Origin of the sequence: Exiguobacterium flavidum (assembly GCF_003344535.1) — a bacterium.
In the GTDB taxonomy this organism is placed as follows: Bacteria; Bacillota; Bacilli; order Exiguobacteriales; family Exiguobacteriaceae; genus Exiguobacterium_A; species Exiguobacterium_A flavidum.
Genome location: NZ_QPKS01000008.1, coordinates 105,898 through 120,833, shown reverse-complemented (window position 1 = coordinate 120,833; position 14,936 = coordinate 105,898). Strand labels below are relative to the sequence as shown.

Annotated in this window: 13 protein-coding genes and 1 pseudogene; 7 read left to right on the top strand and 7 right to left on the bottom strand. The window is 57.7% G+C overall.

Annotated features, from left to right (window positions below; translation table 11 throughout):
* Positions 1-89 precede the first annotated feature (89 nt).
* The 6 genes from DFG60_RS09415 to DFG60_RS09390 all read right to left on the bottom strand — a co-directional run bounded on the left by DFG60_RS09415 (position 90) and on the right by DFG60_RS09390 (position 5,544).
* Positions 90-1,058: a nucleotidyl transferase AbiEii/AbiGii toxin family protein gene (locus tag DFG60_RS09415; RefSeq protein ID WP_157964518.1), complete on the bottom strand. Its 969-nt coding sequence runs from the start codon at positions 1,056-1,058 to the stop codon at positions 90-92.
* Positions 1,039-1,677 (bottom strand): DUF6088 family protein, encoded by a 639-nt coding sequence (locus DFG60_RS09410; RefSeq protein ID WP_114571509.1) that lies wholly within the window; start codon positions 1,675-1,677, stop codon positions 1,039-1,041. The genes DFG60_RS09415 and DFG60_RS09410 overlap by 20 nt, the downstream gene beginning before the upstream one ends.
* Positions 1,678-1,839: 162 nt before the next feature.
* Positions 1,840-2,886, bottom strand: a complete 1,047-nt coding sequence (locus DFG60_RS09405) for a DUF58 domain-containing protein (protein ID WP_114571508.1) — start codon at positions 2,884-2,886, stop codon at positions 1,840-1,842.
* Positions 2,887-2,888: 2 nt separating this feature from the next.
* Entirely contained in the window at positions 2,889-3,815 is a 927-nt protein-coding gene (locus DFG60_RS09400) for an AAA family ATPase (RefSeq protein ID WP_114571507.1), read from the bottom strand.
* Complete coding sequence (locus DFG60_RS09395; RefSeq protein WP_114571506.1) at positions 3,812-4,504, bottom strand: hypothetical protein; 693 nt, start codon at positions 4,502-4,504, stop codon at positions 3,812-3,814. The genes DFG60_RS09400 and DFG60_RS09395 overlap by 4 nt, the downstream gene beginning before the upstream one ends.
* A 137-nt stretch (positions 4,505-4,641) precedes the next feature.
* Positions 4,642-5,544 (bottom strand): methyl-accepting chemotaxis protein, encoded by a 903-nt coding sequence (locus DFG60_RS09390; protein WP_114571505.1) that lies wholly within the window; start codon positions 5,542-5,544, stop codon positions 4,642-4,644.
* Between the two features lie 293 nt (positions 5,545-5,837).
* Here DFG60_RS09390 and DFG60_RS09385 point away from each other — a divergent pair, with 293 nt between their 5' ends.
* The 6 genes from DFG60_RS09385 to DFG60_RS09360 all read left to right on the top strand — a co-directional run bounded on the left by DFG60_RS09385 (position 5,838) and on the right by DFG60_RS09360 (position 11,488).
* A complete protein-coding gene (locus DFG60_RS09385; protein WP_157964517.1) occupies positions 5,838-6,443 on the top strand; it encodes a copper resistance CopC family protein in 606 nt (201 codons plus the stop codon).
* Positions 6,440-7,432 (top strand): copper resistance D family protein, encoded by a 993-nt coding sequence (locus tag DFG60_RS09380; RefSeq protein WP_114571503.1) that lies wholly within the window; start codon positions 6,440-6,442, stop codon positions 7,430-7,432. The genes DFG60_RS09385 and DFG60_RS09380 overlap by 4 nt, the downstream gene beginning before the upstream one ends.
* 121 nt (positions 7,433-7,553) lie before the next feature.
* Positions 7,554-8,612 carry a bifunctional transcriptional activator/DNA repair enzyme AdaA gene (locus DFG60_RS09375; protein WP_114571502.1) on the top strand — a complete coding sequence of 353 codons (1,059 nt, stop codon included), beginning with the start codon at positions 7,554-7,556 and terminating at the stop codon, positions 8,610-8,612.
* Entirely contained in the window at positions 8,603-9,643 is a 1,041-nt protein-coding gene (locus tag DFG60_RS09370) for a DNA alkylation repair protein (RefSeq protein WP_114571501.1), read from the top strand. Before DFG60_RS09375 ends, DFG60_RS09370 begins: the two co-directional genes overlap by 10 nt.
* Positions 9,644-9,798: 155 nt before the next feature.
* The gene (locus DFG60_RS09365) at positions 9,799-10,719 is read left to right on the top strand and encodes an ATP-binding cassette domain-containing protein (RefSeq protein WP_114571500.1); all 921 of its coding nucleotides are present in this window, start codon (positions 9,799-9,801) and stop codon (positions 10,717-10,719) included.
* 1 nt (position 10,720) lies between these two features.
* Positions 10,721-11,488: an ABC transporter permease gene (locus DFG60_RS09360; RefSeq protein ID WP_114571499.1), complete on the top strand. Its 768-nt coding sequence runs from the start codon at positions 10,721-10,723 to the stop codon at positions 11,486-11,488.
* A 434-nt stretch (positions 11,489-11,922) separates the two neighbouring features.
* Here DFG60_RS09360 and DFG60_RS09355 read toward each other — a convergent pair.
* Positions 11,923-12,711: pseudogene (locus tag DFG60_RS09355) on the bottom strand (RNA-guided endonuclease TnpB family protein); the annotation flags it as partial.
* A 541-nt stretch (positions 12,712-13,252) separates the two neighbouring features.
* On the opposite strand from DFG60_RS09355, the gene DFG60_RS09350 reads away from it, so the two are divergent.
* Positions 13,253-14,902 carry an aromatic amino acid hydroxylase gene (locus DFG60_RS09350; RefSeq protein ID WP_114571498.1) on the top strand — a complete coding sequence of 550 codons (1,650 nt, stop codon included), beginning with the start codon at positions 13,253-13,255 and terminating at the stop codon, positions 14,900-14,902.
* The last annotated feature ends 34 nt before the right edge of the window (positions 14,903-14,936 follow it).

Sequence of the window (14,936 nt, the reverse complement as noted above, 5' to 3'; positions counted from 1 at the left end):
TTCATCCGGTCGACGTACGTCGAGAAACGGCTCGTCCCGACGAACAGAACGCTCTCAGGTGGATCGGCGAGCAGCAGGACGACCGTCCTCTATCGATTAGGATCGCTCTCTCGGCTCGTGTCGATGGTCTTAGGCAAGAAATCACTGGTGATGATTTCATTCAGCGAGCGGATCGCTTCTTCATAGACGGTTTCACGAGAGAGGAACTCCAGCGTATTCGTCTCGAAGTCCTTTTTGTAAAAGTCCTCGTCGATGATTCGATTGAGTCGGTCCAACAAGGGATAACCCTCTCGAGAGGAATATGTCTTCGGACCTGATTGTCGATCTGCGATGATGTGAGGAATCAGCTCCTTGAGCGCATCCCTCTTGACGAATCCTTTGCTCCAAATCATGTGGATGTCATAGATATGTCGCGAGTAACGATGGCTTACTCCGTCCTCGTAGTAGTCGCATATTGCAAATAGCTTGTCGAGAAAAGTGCGGTCGATTGTCTGTACTTGCATCGTGAACGGAATAAGCTCGTACTGTTCGATTAAGTCATGCTCCTCCTCGAGCTGCAGGAACTTCGTGATGTAATTGCTGACGGCAAGCGATTCGCAAGGGAAGGCGCGATAGGTCACGTTCGTCTCGACCTTGATGTGCTGCATCATGAAGGTGCCTCCCGAGAACAGTTGCTTGAATCCCGCGAGATACTCATTGAAGTCACGCCTCGAGCGTGTTTCTAACGGAGGAACTCTCTTGTCATTCAAGTACTCGAATCCTACCGTCTCGATCGCTTGCAGTACATCACGCTTCAGTTGTTTCTTCGCTGCGTTCCCGATCGGTCCGTCGATTCTCAAGGTGAGGTCGATATCTTCAGAGAAACGGTCGATGACATCGTAACATTTCGACAGAGAGGTTCCGCCCTTGAAGACGATATCGGGCGCCATTTCGGATAATTTTTGTAATAAGAGAGAGACATAATAGTCCTTCTCCACTTGGAAGGCTTCTAAGCTCATCTTGGCGGCCGTTGCGTTGATGATTTCCTTAAAGGCATCCTCATCCATGTGTAAGTTCATTGTATACTCCTGACGCATAAAATTTGACTTGGGTTTTGGCAGGATAGGAACGCAAGGAACGTTCGATTTCCTCTTTGTCTATCTCTCCTTGGCGGAGGTAATCGACGATTCTTGCACGGGCCTGGTCAAGGGTTTCCTCGCTGATGCGATCAAAATCATTCAAAAGATCGAGTACTTGGAGTAAGCGGTAATTCCGTCTGTTCACCGGTACGCGAGGCTTCTTGATAATGATTTTCTTATCGTAAAGGGTGACTTTTCGTTGCAGAGAGGATGTATTGTTGGTCACGACAGTAGGGACGCTTGCTGTTTGAGTCGTCAATCCCAGACTGTTAGCGAAGTTCGTTCCTGTATCGTAACCGACGATTTCCTCCTCTTGCTTCATGTACTGTCGATTTACGATTTCTCTTACGTCGAGAATCGGTTTCTTCAATATGGATTTTTTGTTCGGCAGAAAGTAGATGCCTTTACGAACCTTCATGAGCAGCCCTTTGTCGGACAGGCGCTTGATCGTCTGGCGGAAGTTGGCATCGCTCATTTCTACAGCACTTTTCAATTCTTTCGTGAAGATCGGCTCGTTCGGCTTGTAGTGTTGCGCAATGTATTCATAGAGAGCATTCATGACGATTCACCTCCTCACCCTAGTGTAACATTTTTGTTTTTATATTATCAAAAAATGTGACACTTGTTGATTGGATCTTCCGGGAGATGAACTCGGGGCATGCGGAATGAGAAAGGGAGAACGGTGTGCATGCACGCACCGTCCTCCCTTTTCAGATGGGATTCAGTTGAACACCCGGATGTCGACACGCTGGCTCTGCTTCTGCTTCATCCGATCGACGTACGTCGAGAAGCGGCTCGTCCCGACGAACAGATCGCTCTCCGACAGGTCGGCGAGCAGGATCAGCAGCCGCTTCAGCTGACGCGGACCGTCCTTGATCTTCAGGTGAGTGAGGCGTCCGTTCTCGTCGAGCCGGTTGATGAACACCTCGATCTTGCCGTCGCTCGCGATCAGCTCCCGCGCGGCGAGCGCCGTGTTCTCGATCAGCGTCTCGAACTGACGGTGGAGGGCGATGCCGGACGGAGAGGACAGGTCGAGGACGAGCGTGAACGTATCCTGCATGCTCGGCTGGTAGACCTTCGACTGCAGGGAGGCCATCTTCGCCGTCGCGTACCAGTCGATCTGCCGTGACGGCTCGTTCCGGTACGGGGCGGACGAAATCTGGAGCGAGCGGTCCTTGAGCGGCGAATGAAGCACCTTCCGCTCGCCGAGGTCGAGGATGTTCTTGACGACCTGCGCCTGCGCGCGGTCGATCGAAGGATAGACGGTCCACTCGGCGTCTGCCGGCGATGTCAGGACGAGCTGGCCGAGCCGAAGCGGCAAGTCGAGACTGAGGGCGATCTCCGGAAGCCGGACCGGACCCCGTTCGTGCCCTTCGATCTCGAAGCGCAGCCGATGGGCCAGTTCCTTGAATTCATGGAGCGTCTTCTTTTCCTGCTCATGATAGACCGAGAAGCGGTCGTCCGTCTTGATGCGGACGTAAGCGCTCCGCATCATCCCGTTCAGCGCCTCGACGTTCCCGATCTCGAGCAGGAACGGGCTGCGTTCGCCGCGGAACAGGATATCATCGTTCTGTTTGACCGTCAGGCGGACGTCGCGTTCGAGCTGGCGCCGGTACCGCTCGATCAGGAAACCGGCGGCGAAACACGCGCCAAACAGAAGAACGCCGGGCGTCGCGCCAGGTACGAACAGCAGGGTGAACGTCAGCACGGCATGGAGCGGGAGCGCCCGGCGATGGATCAGCGGCGAGACGTTGCTTGCGACGTCCATCGTCACATACCTGCTTCGACAGGGACCGTGACGTTCTCGAGGATCTCGGCGAGGACGCCCCGCTTCGTCGTCTTGATCTCACCTTCCATCGACAGCGTCAGGCGATGGGCGAGGACGTGCGGCGCGAGATGCTTGATGTCCTCCGGGATGACGTACAGGCGTCCCTTCAAGAAGGCATAGCTCTGCGCAGCCTTCGAGAGGGCGATCGTCGCACGCGGGCTGACACCGGTCTCGACGAGGCGGTGCGAACGCGACGCAGAAGCGATGTCGACGATGTAGCGGAGGACGTCGTCCGACAGGTGGACGTCAGCGGCTGCCTCCCGCAGCTGGAGCAGCTCTTCGAACGGGATGTGCGAATCGAGCGCGCGGCGCGTCTTCGTGACGACCTCGCGCAGCAGCTGGAGCTCGAAGTCCGCGTCCGGGTAGCCGGTGTTGATGCAGAGCATGAAGCGGTCGAGCTGCGCGTCCGGCAGCGGGAACGTCCCGGCCGACTCGATCGGGTTTTGCGTCGCGATGACGAAGAACGGGACCGGCAGGCGGTAGGTCATCCCGCCGATCGTCACCTGACGCTCCTCCATCGCTTCGAGCAGGGCGGACTGCGTCCGCGGCACGGCGCGGTTGATCTCGTCGATCAGGATGATGTTCGAGAAGACCGGCCCCCGCTTGTTCTCGAACTCCTGCGTCTTCAAGTTGAAGAAGTCGGATCCGATGATATCGGACGGCAGCAAGTCGGCCGTGAACTGGATGCGTGAGAACTCGCCCTGGAAGCTGTCGGCGAGCGTCCGGGCGAGCATCGTCTTCCCGGTGCCCGGTACGTCCTCGAGCAGCACGTGTCCGTCCGCGAGCAGGGCGGTCAAACAAAGTTCGACGACCTCCGGCTTTCCGAGGTAGACGCGGTTGATGTCTTCGATCAAGGTTTGCAGGGTCATGAGTAGGTTCCTCCTTTAGGGTGGTGGGAAAGATACGTATCGACGTCTGCCTCGAAGCGTCCGATCTCGAACTCGCTGAACGTGTGCTCGTTGAGTTCACCGTAACGGTGTGCGTGATAGACCGGAGAGGTGGAAGCGAAACCGATCCGCTCGAACCACTCGCTCAGCGTCTCTTCCGGTAGCTTCTTGCGGCTGCCCGGAAGTGACATATGGAGCCGCTGGACGGCGCGACGGATCCTAGTGTCCGCTTCCTCGATCGTCGGAGGCGCGCTTGATTCAGCCGGGACCTCGAACGATTCGTCCGTCCATTCTTCGCCAGCCTGCGGCTTCTTGTGTTTTTTGCGGTTGCGCCACCTCCGGAACAGGTAGTAGGCGACCGGGATCACGAGCAACAAAATCCACGGGAAGCGTCCGAATCCGCTCATCCCGTTCGAACCCGGGGAATCGCTGAAATCGATCAAGAAATATAACGGGTTTCCACGTTCACCCGGACCGAAAATCTTATCCGATCCTTTCGCTCCAGGTATCTCCTCACCGCCCGATACCTTATTGGTGATGTTGCGGTAGGTCGGCGGCATCTTCGCCGGGTCGTAGAAGAAGGCGGTATACAGCTCGACAGCGGCGAAGCGGACGAGCAGGACCGAGACAAGGAAAATAGCGATCGCGAGGTAGAACCGATTTTTCGTCATGACAGGCTCCTCTCTTTTAAATATCTGAAAATTCCATTAATTAACTGTAAACCGGATGTGTCATACTGTCAATTATTGGTTGGTGGAAATCGAACATGAAAAAAGACACTCCTCGTCAGAGGAATGCCCGAATCTGTTTAGAGTATCTTACCGAATGCCTGCGCCTCTTCACTCAAGCGTTCAGCTGCCCGTTCGATCTCCGGGAACTGGGCGAGTGTCTGCTCGATCGCTTTCCCGCTCGTCTCCATCTGCTCACGCGAGCGGGTGACGCCTTTCTCGATCGACAGCATCTGCGTGTTCATCCCGTCGATGTTTCCTTTGATGTCAAGAATCGCCTTTTCGACCAGTTTCGAGAGATTACGGACTTCCGAGGCGACGACGCCGAAGCCGCGTCCCTCCTCACCGGCCCGTGCCGCTTCGATCGCCGCGTTGAGCGAGAGCAGGTTCGTCTGCGAGGCGATCGTCTGGATCGTCGCGACCATGTCGTTGATCTGGTGCGTCTGCTCCTTCAAGCCGTCAAGTGTCTCGAGATTCTCTTCGACCCCGGCGCTCATCGCCTGGGTGATCTGCTTCAGCGAGTCGCTCGCTGCGACGCCTTGCCGTGCCCGGTCATCGAGTTCATCTGACATCGAGGCGAACGTCGCCGCGAACTGCTGGATCGTCCGCTGCCGTTGCGTGATGTCGGTCGCGATCTTGACGACACCAACTACTTGATCCTGTTCGTAAAGCGGCATGTAAGTCGCCTCTAAGTAAAGCGTCTCGCCGTAAGCGTCGAGGCGTTCGATTTTGTCAGAATAGCTGTAGCCTGAGAACAGGCGGTCCCAGAACTGCTGGTATTCCGTGCTGCGAGAAAACTCTTCCGCACAGAAGGAATGGTGGTACATCCCGATCATCTCCGAGCGCTTGTAGCGCATCGCTTTCGCGAACTGGTCGTTGACGTCGACGACTTGGCGCTTCCGGTCGAACCGGATCATCGCTGTATGATTCGTGATAGCTTCGAGCACGTTCATTTCACTGAGTGGTTGCGTGATTCCTTGCATAGGTCGTTTCCCTCTTCCTGAATCGGTATTTTGTCTTTCTTCAAAATTCTTGGAATCAAGATATGTATCCTTATCGGTCGAACGGCTTGAGATATTCATCCTAATATACAGTTTGGGGTATTTTTTCGAAAAAGGATACTAAAAGAGACCGTGAAATTGCAGTCGATGTGCTGAAGTGAAAAAATTCCGAAAAAACTGATCCATTCGAGAACTGTCTACGTTAGTTCAAGTGAGGAGAAAAAACGTTCGATCACGAACGAAGACGGATCGTGCTCAAAAATGGAGGGATGGATATGTTTCGCAGTATCGTCATCATCATCGGGTTGTTATTCCTGAACCCGCTGTCGGCAGGCGCCCATAGCAGCCTGAAGGAATCGAATCCGTCAGACGGCCAGGTCATACAAGGGGAAGGTGAGCGGATTCGGCTGACGTTCGACGCACCGGTCAAACAGACGAGTACGCTCAACGTAACGGCGAAGGATGGAGAAGAGGTCGAAATCGGAAGGGTCATGCGCCTCGGGAACGAACTGAGCGCCGTCATCGAAGAGGAGCTCACAGGCGGAGAATATGTCATCGGCTGGACGATGATCTCGGCCGACGGTCATCCGATCGAAGGGACGGTCGACTTCACGGTGAAGGGCGAGACGACGATCGAACAGCCGATAGCTCCTGCGGAATCGGAACAAGCTGTTGATCAAAGGGAAGAGCAGGAGACGACAGCAACGGGAAATGAAGAAAAAAATGAGGCGAGCGTCATGCGGACGAGCGCGATGACGCAGGACGAGACGCCGACAAGCTCTGGTTTCGCCGCGACGCTTCTGCCGTGGGTCGGAGGTGGACTCGTCGCGACCATCCTCACTGCGCTCTTGTTCCTGTTTGCGAGACGGCGGAGCGCGTGATCTATATACTCGGTGACTTCCTATCGTACATGTTCGCTGCTTTTTGGACGGGACAGTTGCTGCTTGGTGCCACTCCGCAAGAGCGGCGGCCGTCGCTTCGACCGAGTGGACATGTTGCTTCGTTCGCCTTGGTCGGTCTCGTCGTCTCTGCGGGACTACCGGTCGTTCGCATCGGTCGTTACCTGCAGGACGAGCTGAACCTGTCGCGTATCGACGCGCTGCGCACCGCGCTTACCGGGAACGGGACGGGGCTTGCATTCCTCGCGGTCTGCCTGATTGCTTCGCTGCTTGTGCTGTTCCGAAAGAACGTGCAGCTCTCGATCGGTTTGACGCAGTTGCTCTTCCTCGCGCTCGCTGCGACGAGCCATGCTGCGTCGAAACAGGGCCTAGTCGGACTGCTCACCCAGTTCATGCACTTCAGCGCCGCCAGCATCTGGATCGGGATCGTCCTCGCCGCCGGCTTTCTTTCTCGGGACGCGAAGAACTGGCAGGCGTTCTTGCGCTGGTTCAGTCCGCTCGCCCGTTTCTTGTTCATGCTCGTCCTGTTGAGCGGCATGTTCCTGATGCGCGAGACGGTCCCGCTCGGCGACTATGCGAACGCCTGGGGCATGCCGTACGGACAGGCGCTGCTGCTGAAGCACATCCTGATTCTGCCGTTGCTCGGCTATGCGTTCCTCAACGGGACGATCGTCAGGCGGCGCCTTGCGAACGAGCCGGCTTTCGATCCGAGACCGTCCGTCCGGATGGAGGGGGTCGTCATCCTGCTCGTCCTGCTTGCGAGCGCGACGCTCAGCAATACCGAGACGCCTGTAGCATTCGAAGCACTCCCGGTCGTCTTGACACCGGCGCTCATGTTGCTTTCGCTGACCGGTCTCGCGTCGATCGGTCTGCTCGTCCTCACCTTTCAGAAGCGCTTGCCTGACCTGTTCGGTCTGTTGTTCGGATTGTCCGGTGCAGGCTTGCTTTACCTCGCGCTGCTCACTCTGTGAAAGCTGTCTATTTCCGCTGAGCGGGAGGCGGCTTCTTGTTTCTCAGTAAAAAATAGATGCCTGATTTTCGGCGGTCCTCCCTGTCTAAAGCCGGTATACTGGAGACAAAGGGGTGGTTGCGATGAACGAAATCAAACAAGAGGAATATTACGAGGCGCTGCTCGCGCGCGACGCGACGTATGAAGGAAGTTTCTTCGTCGGCGTCAAGACGACGGGCATTTTCTGTCGTCCGACGTGCCCGGCGCGTAAGCCGAAGCGGGAGAATTGCGAATTCTTCGAGACGGCGAAGGAAGCATTGCTCGCTTCGTTCCGGCCATGCCAGCGTTGTCGTCCGCTGTCGCACCCGGGGGAGAGCGACGTCATCACGCGGCTCGTCGCGGCGGTCGAGGCGACGCCTGAGAAACGCTTCAAGGACGCCGACTTCAGTGAACTCGGACTCGATGCCTCGACGGCGCGGCGTCAGTTCAAGAAACGGTTCGGGATGACGTTCGTCGAATATGCCCGGGCACGCCGGATGGGGCTTGCGATGAAGGAGATCCGTACGGGGCGTCCCGTCATCGACGCGCAGCTCGCGAGCGGATATGAGTCGGAAAGCGGCTTCCGCGACGCCTTCGCGAAAATCATGGGCGAGGCGCCGAAACGCTGGGACGGGAACGTCCTCAAGGCGAAATGGCTCGACACGCCGCTCGGCCCGATGCTCGCGATCGCGGACGACGTGACGCTCCACCTGCTCGAGTTCGTCGAACGGCGCGGGCTCGAACGCGAGATCGAACGGTTGCGGATCAGTGCCCGTGCCGTCATCCTCCCGGACGAGTCACCGGTCTTCGACCAGATCGAACAGGAGTTGAAGCAGTATTTCGGGACGGGACTGCCTGTTTTCAAGACGCCGGTCACGCTGTACGGGACACCGTTCCAGCGCCTCGTCTGGAGCGAACTTCTGAAGATTCCGGCCGGCGAGACGATTTCCTATCAGGAACTCGCCTTGCGGATCGGCCAGCCGACGGCGATGCGCGCTGTCGCGCGGGCGAACGGGTCGAACCAGCTCGCGCTCGTCATCCCGTGCCATCGCGTCATCCGGGCGAACGGCGACCTCGGCGGCTATGCAGGTGGACTCGCCCGCAAGGAGGCGTTGCTCCGCCTCGAGAAGAACTGGGAAGGAAGTCATGTCACGTGTCGCTGATCAAGGACGTTTTCACCCGTGAGTGGCTCGATCGGCTCGGACAAGAGCTCGGGACGCCTGATTTTTCGCGCCGGGTGCTTGAGGCGGATTGGGACGAGCTTGCGTTCAAGCAGCGCGTCCGCCTGATCGCGACGACGCTCGGAGGATACCTGCCGGACGATTTCGATGAAGCGGTGTCGCGCCTCGAGACGATCGCACCGCGCTTTCCGGGACTGCCGGGTATCGTCTTCCCGGACTATGTCGAGCTTCATGCCGATGACTGGGAACGGGCATTGCTCGCGCTCGAGCGGCTGACGCCGCACTCGTCGTCCGAGTTCGCGGTCCGGCGTTTCCTGCTCGAGGACCAGGATCGCTTCCTTCTGACGGCTCATCGGTGGAGTGCGTCCGAGGATGAACACGTCCGGCGCCTCGCCTCGGAAGGGACGCGGCCGCGTCTCCCATGGGGGCAGGCGATCCCGTCGCTGATTGCGGACCCTTCGCCTGTGTTGCCGCTCCTCGATCGGCTGCTCGCGGACGAATCGCTCTACGTCCGCAAGAGCGTCGCGAATCATCTCAATGACATCACGAAGACACATCCGGAGTTCGTCCTCGAACGCGTCCGGACACGGCTCGGGGAACATCCGCATTCCGACTGGGTGCTCCGCCATGCGTCGCGGACGCTCCTGAAGCAGGGACATCCGGAGGCATTGCAGTTGTTCGGCTTCGTGACATGCGGAGAGGTCGAGGTCGAAGGGCTGAGTCTTGAAGCGGACAGCATCCCGATCGGCGGGGTGCTCGTGTTCGCGTTCGACGTGACGACGACAGAGCGGGAGCGGTTGCGGATCGAGTATGCGATCGACTACGTCAAGAAGCGCGGGACGAGCAGGAAGGTGTTCAAGATCAGCGAGGGAACGGTCGACGGCAGAAAATCGGTGCAGAAACGCCAATCTTTCAAGGACTTGACGACGCGCGTCCATCATCCCGGGCGTCACCACTTGACGATTCTCGTCAATGGGGAGGCGAAGGCGGACATTCCGTTCGAAGTCATATGAGAGGAGACCTTTTTTAGGGCAGTGTGATTTCGCGCTGCTCTAAGAAAAAAGGTCTTTTTTGCATATCAGGCAGGGAAGGTCAGGCCGAGAAACGGGTAAACAGAACCATGGTCTTTCGAATCGGGAAGAGGTCAAGAAGGAAGAAGGGGTGCTGCATGATCCGTGTTCATGAACTGACGAAACGTTACGGGGAGCAGGAAGTCGTCAAGCAGGTGTCCTTCCAAGTCGAGGAGGGGGAGATATTCGCCTTTCTCGGTCCGAACGGTGCCGGGAAGTCGACGACCGTCCAGATGCTGACGACGCTGATCCGGCCGTCCGGCGGAAGCGCCGAGATCAATGGCTATGACGTCGTCAAGCAGGAACAGCAGGTGCGTTTGCAAATCGGCGTCGCCTTACAGGAGACGGGCATCGACGAGGACTTGACGGGTGAAGAACTGCTGCTCCTGCAGGGGCGGCTGTTCGGGATGACAAGGGAGGAGGCTAAAGCACGGGCGCTCGAACTGTTGCGACTCGTCGGACTCGAGGAGGATGGCGCACAGCGGGTCGGTCGCTACTCCGGCGGGATGAAACGACGGCTCGACCTCGCCTTGACGCTCGTCCATCGCCCGACGATCCTTTTTCTCGACGAACCGACGACCGGACTCGATCCCGCGAGCCGGCAACAGATCTGGAACGAGGTGCGCCGCCTGAACGAAGAATTCAACACGACGATCTTCCTGACGACGCAGTATCTCGAGGAAGCCGATCAGCTCGCGGACCGAATCGCGATCATCGACGAGGGACGTCTGATTGCGGAAGGGACGGCAGATGAATTGAAGGGGATGATCGGCGGGGAGAGAATCGAACTCACCTTCAGCGAAGGAGCGGCGGCGGAACGCGTCCGCGCCGCGTTTGGCGGGACGGTCGAGAAGGGCAGGCTCATCTTGCCGTCGACGGGGATGGAGACGCTGAGTCAGGTCGTCCGCTACCTCGATGAGCATCAGCTGACTGCCGAGACGCTGCTCGTCAAGCAGCCGTCGCTCGACGATGTCTTCATCCGTCTGACGGGACATGCGTACGAAAAGGAAGGTGAATGAGATGTGGAAAGAGACGCTGCTCCTGACGAAGCGGAGCCTGCTCGTGACGTTGCGCAACCCGTTCTCCTTCATCCCGAACCTGATCATCAGTGTGTTCTTCCTGCTCGTCTATACGAGCGGGCTGTCCGGCATCTCGGCGCTCCCGCAATTCGGCGGAGTCGACTATTTGAACTTCATCCTCCCGGTGTCGATCGTCTCCGGTGCGGTCGGAGGAGCTGGCGGCGCCGGACAGGCGCTCGTCAAGGACATCGAGAACGGATATTTCGCCCGGCTCCTGCTGACGCCGGTCTCACGGACCGCGATCGTCCTCGGTCCGATGATTGCCGGCATGCTCCAACTGTTCGTCCAGACGCTGTTGATCTTCGGGATGGCATTCCTGCTCGGTTTGACGATTCCGGCTGGTGCGCCAGGCTTCTTCTTCACCGTCCTGCTCGCGCTCGGCTTCGGTCTCGGGTTCGCCGGCTACTCGGTCGGCGTCGCGCTCAAGACGCGGAACGCCCAGGCCGCACAGGCCGGGACGCTCCTGTTCTTCCCACTGATTTTTCTGTCGACGACGTTCGTCCCGAAGGAGCTGATCGAAGCCGAGTGGTTGAAGGTCGCGGCGACGATCAATCCGACGACGTACATCATGGAGGGGATGCGCGGCGTATTACTTTGGGAGGACATCGATTGGAGTGCTTTATCAAAAGGGCTCGGTGTCGCGCTCGTGCTTGGTCTCGCGATGGTCGTCTTCGCTGCGACGAATGCACGCAGCGCGCTGAAAAAATGAGGATGCTAAAAACGCCTTGAACGTTGCCTTAAAAATCAGCGGTCATAGTGACGCATCGAATCCCTCCACTTCGTGCTCACTTTGTTAATCATGCTCAAAAACAAGTGGAATGAGCATGATGATTGAAGATTAATCTATTCATTTATCGATAAAGGTACTCATTTCGTCTGAAAATGAGTACCTTTATCGCGAATGGGCGCTCGAAGAATGATCGTCCTAAAAGCGGGTAGAATGCGTTTGGTGACAAAAAGTGTTGACGTAGTTTGGAGAAGGTGCGTATAATCCTAAACAATAGATGCTTTAGTCACTAAAAGCATAACAGCATAACAGTATAAAAGTAAAAACGATGACGATACCGCATTGAACTAGCTCCACCTACGCTTTGCTTGGAGGTGGAGGTTCCTGAGTCATCCGACCTGACGACCGAAACCTGATCAGGCTAGCCCCGTCGTCCCGACGGTTGAAGAAGCGAGGATTCGCTCGGCCTCTTGTTTGAGGTTCAGTCCTGCGTTCACATCTCGGTCATGGTGGACGCCGCAACCTGGGCAAGTCCACTCGCGCAAGCCAAGATGCTTCACGTCTTTGTGCTGATGGCCGCAACTCGAACAGAGCTGGCTCGAGGCGAAAGCCTTGCCGACCTTGACTACGGTCTTCCCGTACCAGTCCGCCTTGTATTCGAGCAGGCGGAAGAACTCCGACCAACTGACCTCGGAGATCGCCTTGCTCAACTTGCGGTTTTGCCGCATGTTCTTCACCTGCAGGGTCTCGATCCCGATGACGTCGTGGTTTTTGACGATCTCGGTCGATACTTTATGCAGGAAGTCGTTCCGCTTGTTCGCGATTTTCTCGTGTATACGCGCGACCTTGCGCTTCTGCTTCTGGTAGTTCTTCGATTCGGAGAGCTTAATTTTCTTGTTCATGGCGATAAGCTGACGACGGGAGAGCTTGCGTTGTTCGCGGGCCAATTTCTTCTCGAGCGTGCGGAAATGGCGGTCGTTCTTGTACACGGTGCCGTCGGACAGGATGGCGAAATTCTTCAATCCGACATCGACGCCGACGGATGAGCCGGTCTTCGGCAGTTCGCCGATCTCCTGCTCGACGACCAGGGAGACGAAGTACTTCCCTGAGGCGTTACGTCGGATCGTCGCGTTCAGGATCCGCCCTTCGACCTGTCTCGAGTTGGCGAAACGGACCCACTTGAGCTTAGGAAGTTTGAGCTTATTGCCGACGTAGGTAGAGTCGGCCTACCTGTCCAAGAGAGCACGTGGCGCTGAGAACGTGCACACAGGCCGCCGTGAATTACAAATTTTACGAACGAGAAAGCCCATATCTGGCGCAGCCCGTCTTTAGACATGGAATGAAAGTGAGTTCGGACGTGAAGAACATCCGACATTCGAGTATATATATCCCATAGACAAGTACAAGTCTCTAAAACGCCTGTGTCCATCGTCCCTTAATCATCGTACGCGGTTCGGTCACGAAAACATGTGACCGGTAAAACGATGCCTGTCGTCATGCAAAAGACGCTAAAATATAAGATGGACACACCTGCAATGACCTGTGGTGGATGGTAACAGTCCACCAGCCTGAGAACCTATATGGTCTGTCTCAGGAGGGGTGATGGCACACCCTCATCTGAAGGCTTGAACAAAACAGAAATGGGCTGCGTTCGTACAAGCACTTCAGAATCCCACGCCTACCGAAGGATTCGAGCTTGCGGCTTTAGCCGTGGGAGTGTCAAGCTGATCAAAAGGAGGAACTTCCATGTCAACACCGATCATTCCAAGTCATCTGAAACCGCACGTCGCACCGCAGCACTACGAAGACTACACGCCGACGGATCACGCGGTCTGGCGGTACGTCATGCGGCTCAATCTCCATACGTTGCAACATACGGCGCATCCTGCTTACCTCGAAGGGCTGAAGGCTTCCGGCATCAGCACGGAGCGGATCCCGGACGTCCGCGAGATGACGGCGAACTTGAGCCGGGGCGGCTGGGGGACGGTCGCCGTCGACGGATTGATTCCGGGCGTCGCCTTCTTCGACTTCCAGGGGCACGGCCTTCTGCCGATCGCGACCGACATCCGGAAAGTCGACAACATCCTCTACACGCCGGCGCCGGACATCCTACATGAGGCGGCCGGGCATGCACCGATCCTGATGAACCCGGTCTACGCGGAATTCGTCCGCCGCTTCGGTGAGATCGGTGCGAAATCGTTCTCGCACCGGGCGGAGCACGCCGTCTTCCGTGCACTGAAAAAATTGACGGTCGTCAAGGAGAGCCCGTTCTCGACGCCAGGCGATATCGCGCAGGCGGAACTCGAGCTCGCCGAGGCACGGACGCATGTGCAGGGCATCTCGGAATCGAACGAGATTTCGCGCCTGTTCTGGTGGACGGTCGAGTTCGGGCTGATTGGCGACCTCGACGCACCGCAAATCTACGGGGCGGGATTGCTCTCGTCGGTCGGCGAAAGCCGGCACTGCCTGACGGAAGCTGTCGTCAAGCACCCGTTCTCGCTCGAGAAGGCGCTCGCGACGAAGCACGACGTGACGAACATGCAGAAGGAATTGTTCGTCTGTGAGTCGTTCGAACAGCTGCGGGAGGCGCTCGAACAGTACGCTTCGACGATGGCATTCGCGCGCGGCGGCGATCACGGCTTGCGCAAGGCCGTCGACTCCGGGGCCTTGTCGACGCTCGTCTTCGACAGCGGCGTCTCGCTCGTCGGTGCGCCGGATACGCTCGAGGAATTCGGGACGCTCCGGCGTGTCCGTCTCAAGGGACCGGTCGCACTTGCGGCGAACGGCCGGGTCATCGAAGGCCAGGGACACGCTTCGCATCCGGAAGGATTTACATTGCTCCACGGTGAGGGGCTGAACGAGGTGCTCGCACAGGTCCGTTTCGATGAGACGCTCGACTGGGTCGAAGCGGGACTTGCGCTCCGCGGTCGCATCAGCGAGGTCCAGGAGATCGACGGCAAGCGGGCGATCGTCACGCTCGTCGATGCCATACTTGAGACGGCTGACGGCATCGAGCGGTTCGACCAACTCGACCTGATTGCTGGACAGATCATCTCCGCCTTCCCGGGGACGGACGTCGAGGAACTGAAGGTGATTCCGGAAGAGGTCGTCTTCGAGCGGATCGAACGGCCGTTGACGCCTGCCGACCCGTTGTTCGCCGCGGTCCGCGAGATGCGGGAAGGGGAAATCGACGCGCAGCGGCTGTCCGAGCTGATCGACGTGGCGCTGTCGAGTCTGCCTGAGGCATGGTTGCTTCGGCTCGAGCTGCTCGAGCTGACGGAGGACAAGGCGGAGCGGGAAAGCCTGCTGCTCGACCTCGAGCGCCTGAAGGCGACGTCTGCCGAACGCGCGCAATTGATCGAGCGGGGAATCAGTGTGCTCGAACTTGTGCATTGAGAAGGAAACAACAGGATGGAGCGAACGAGGCAGC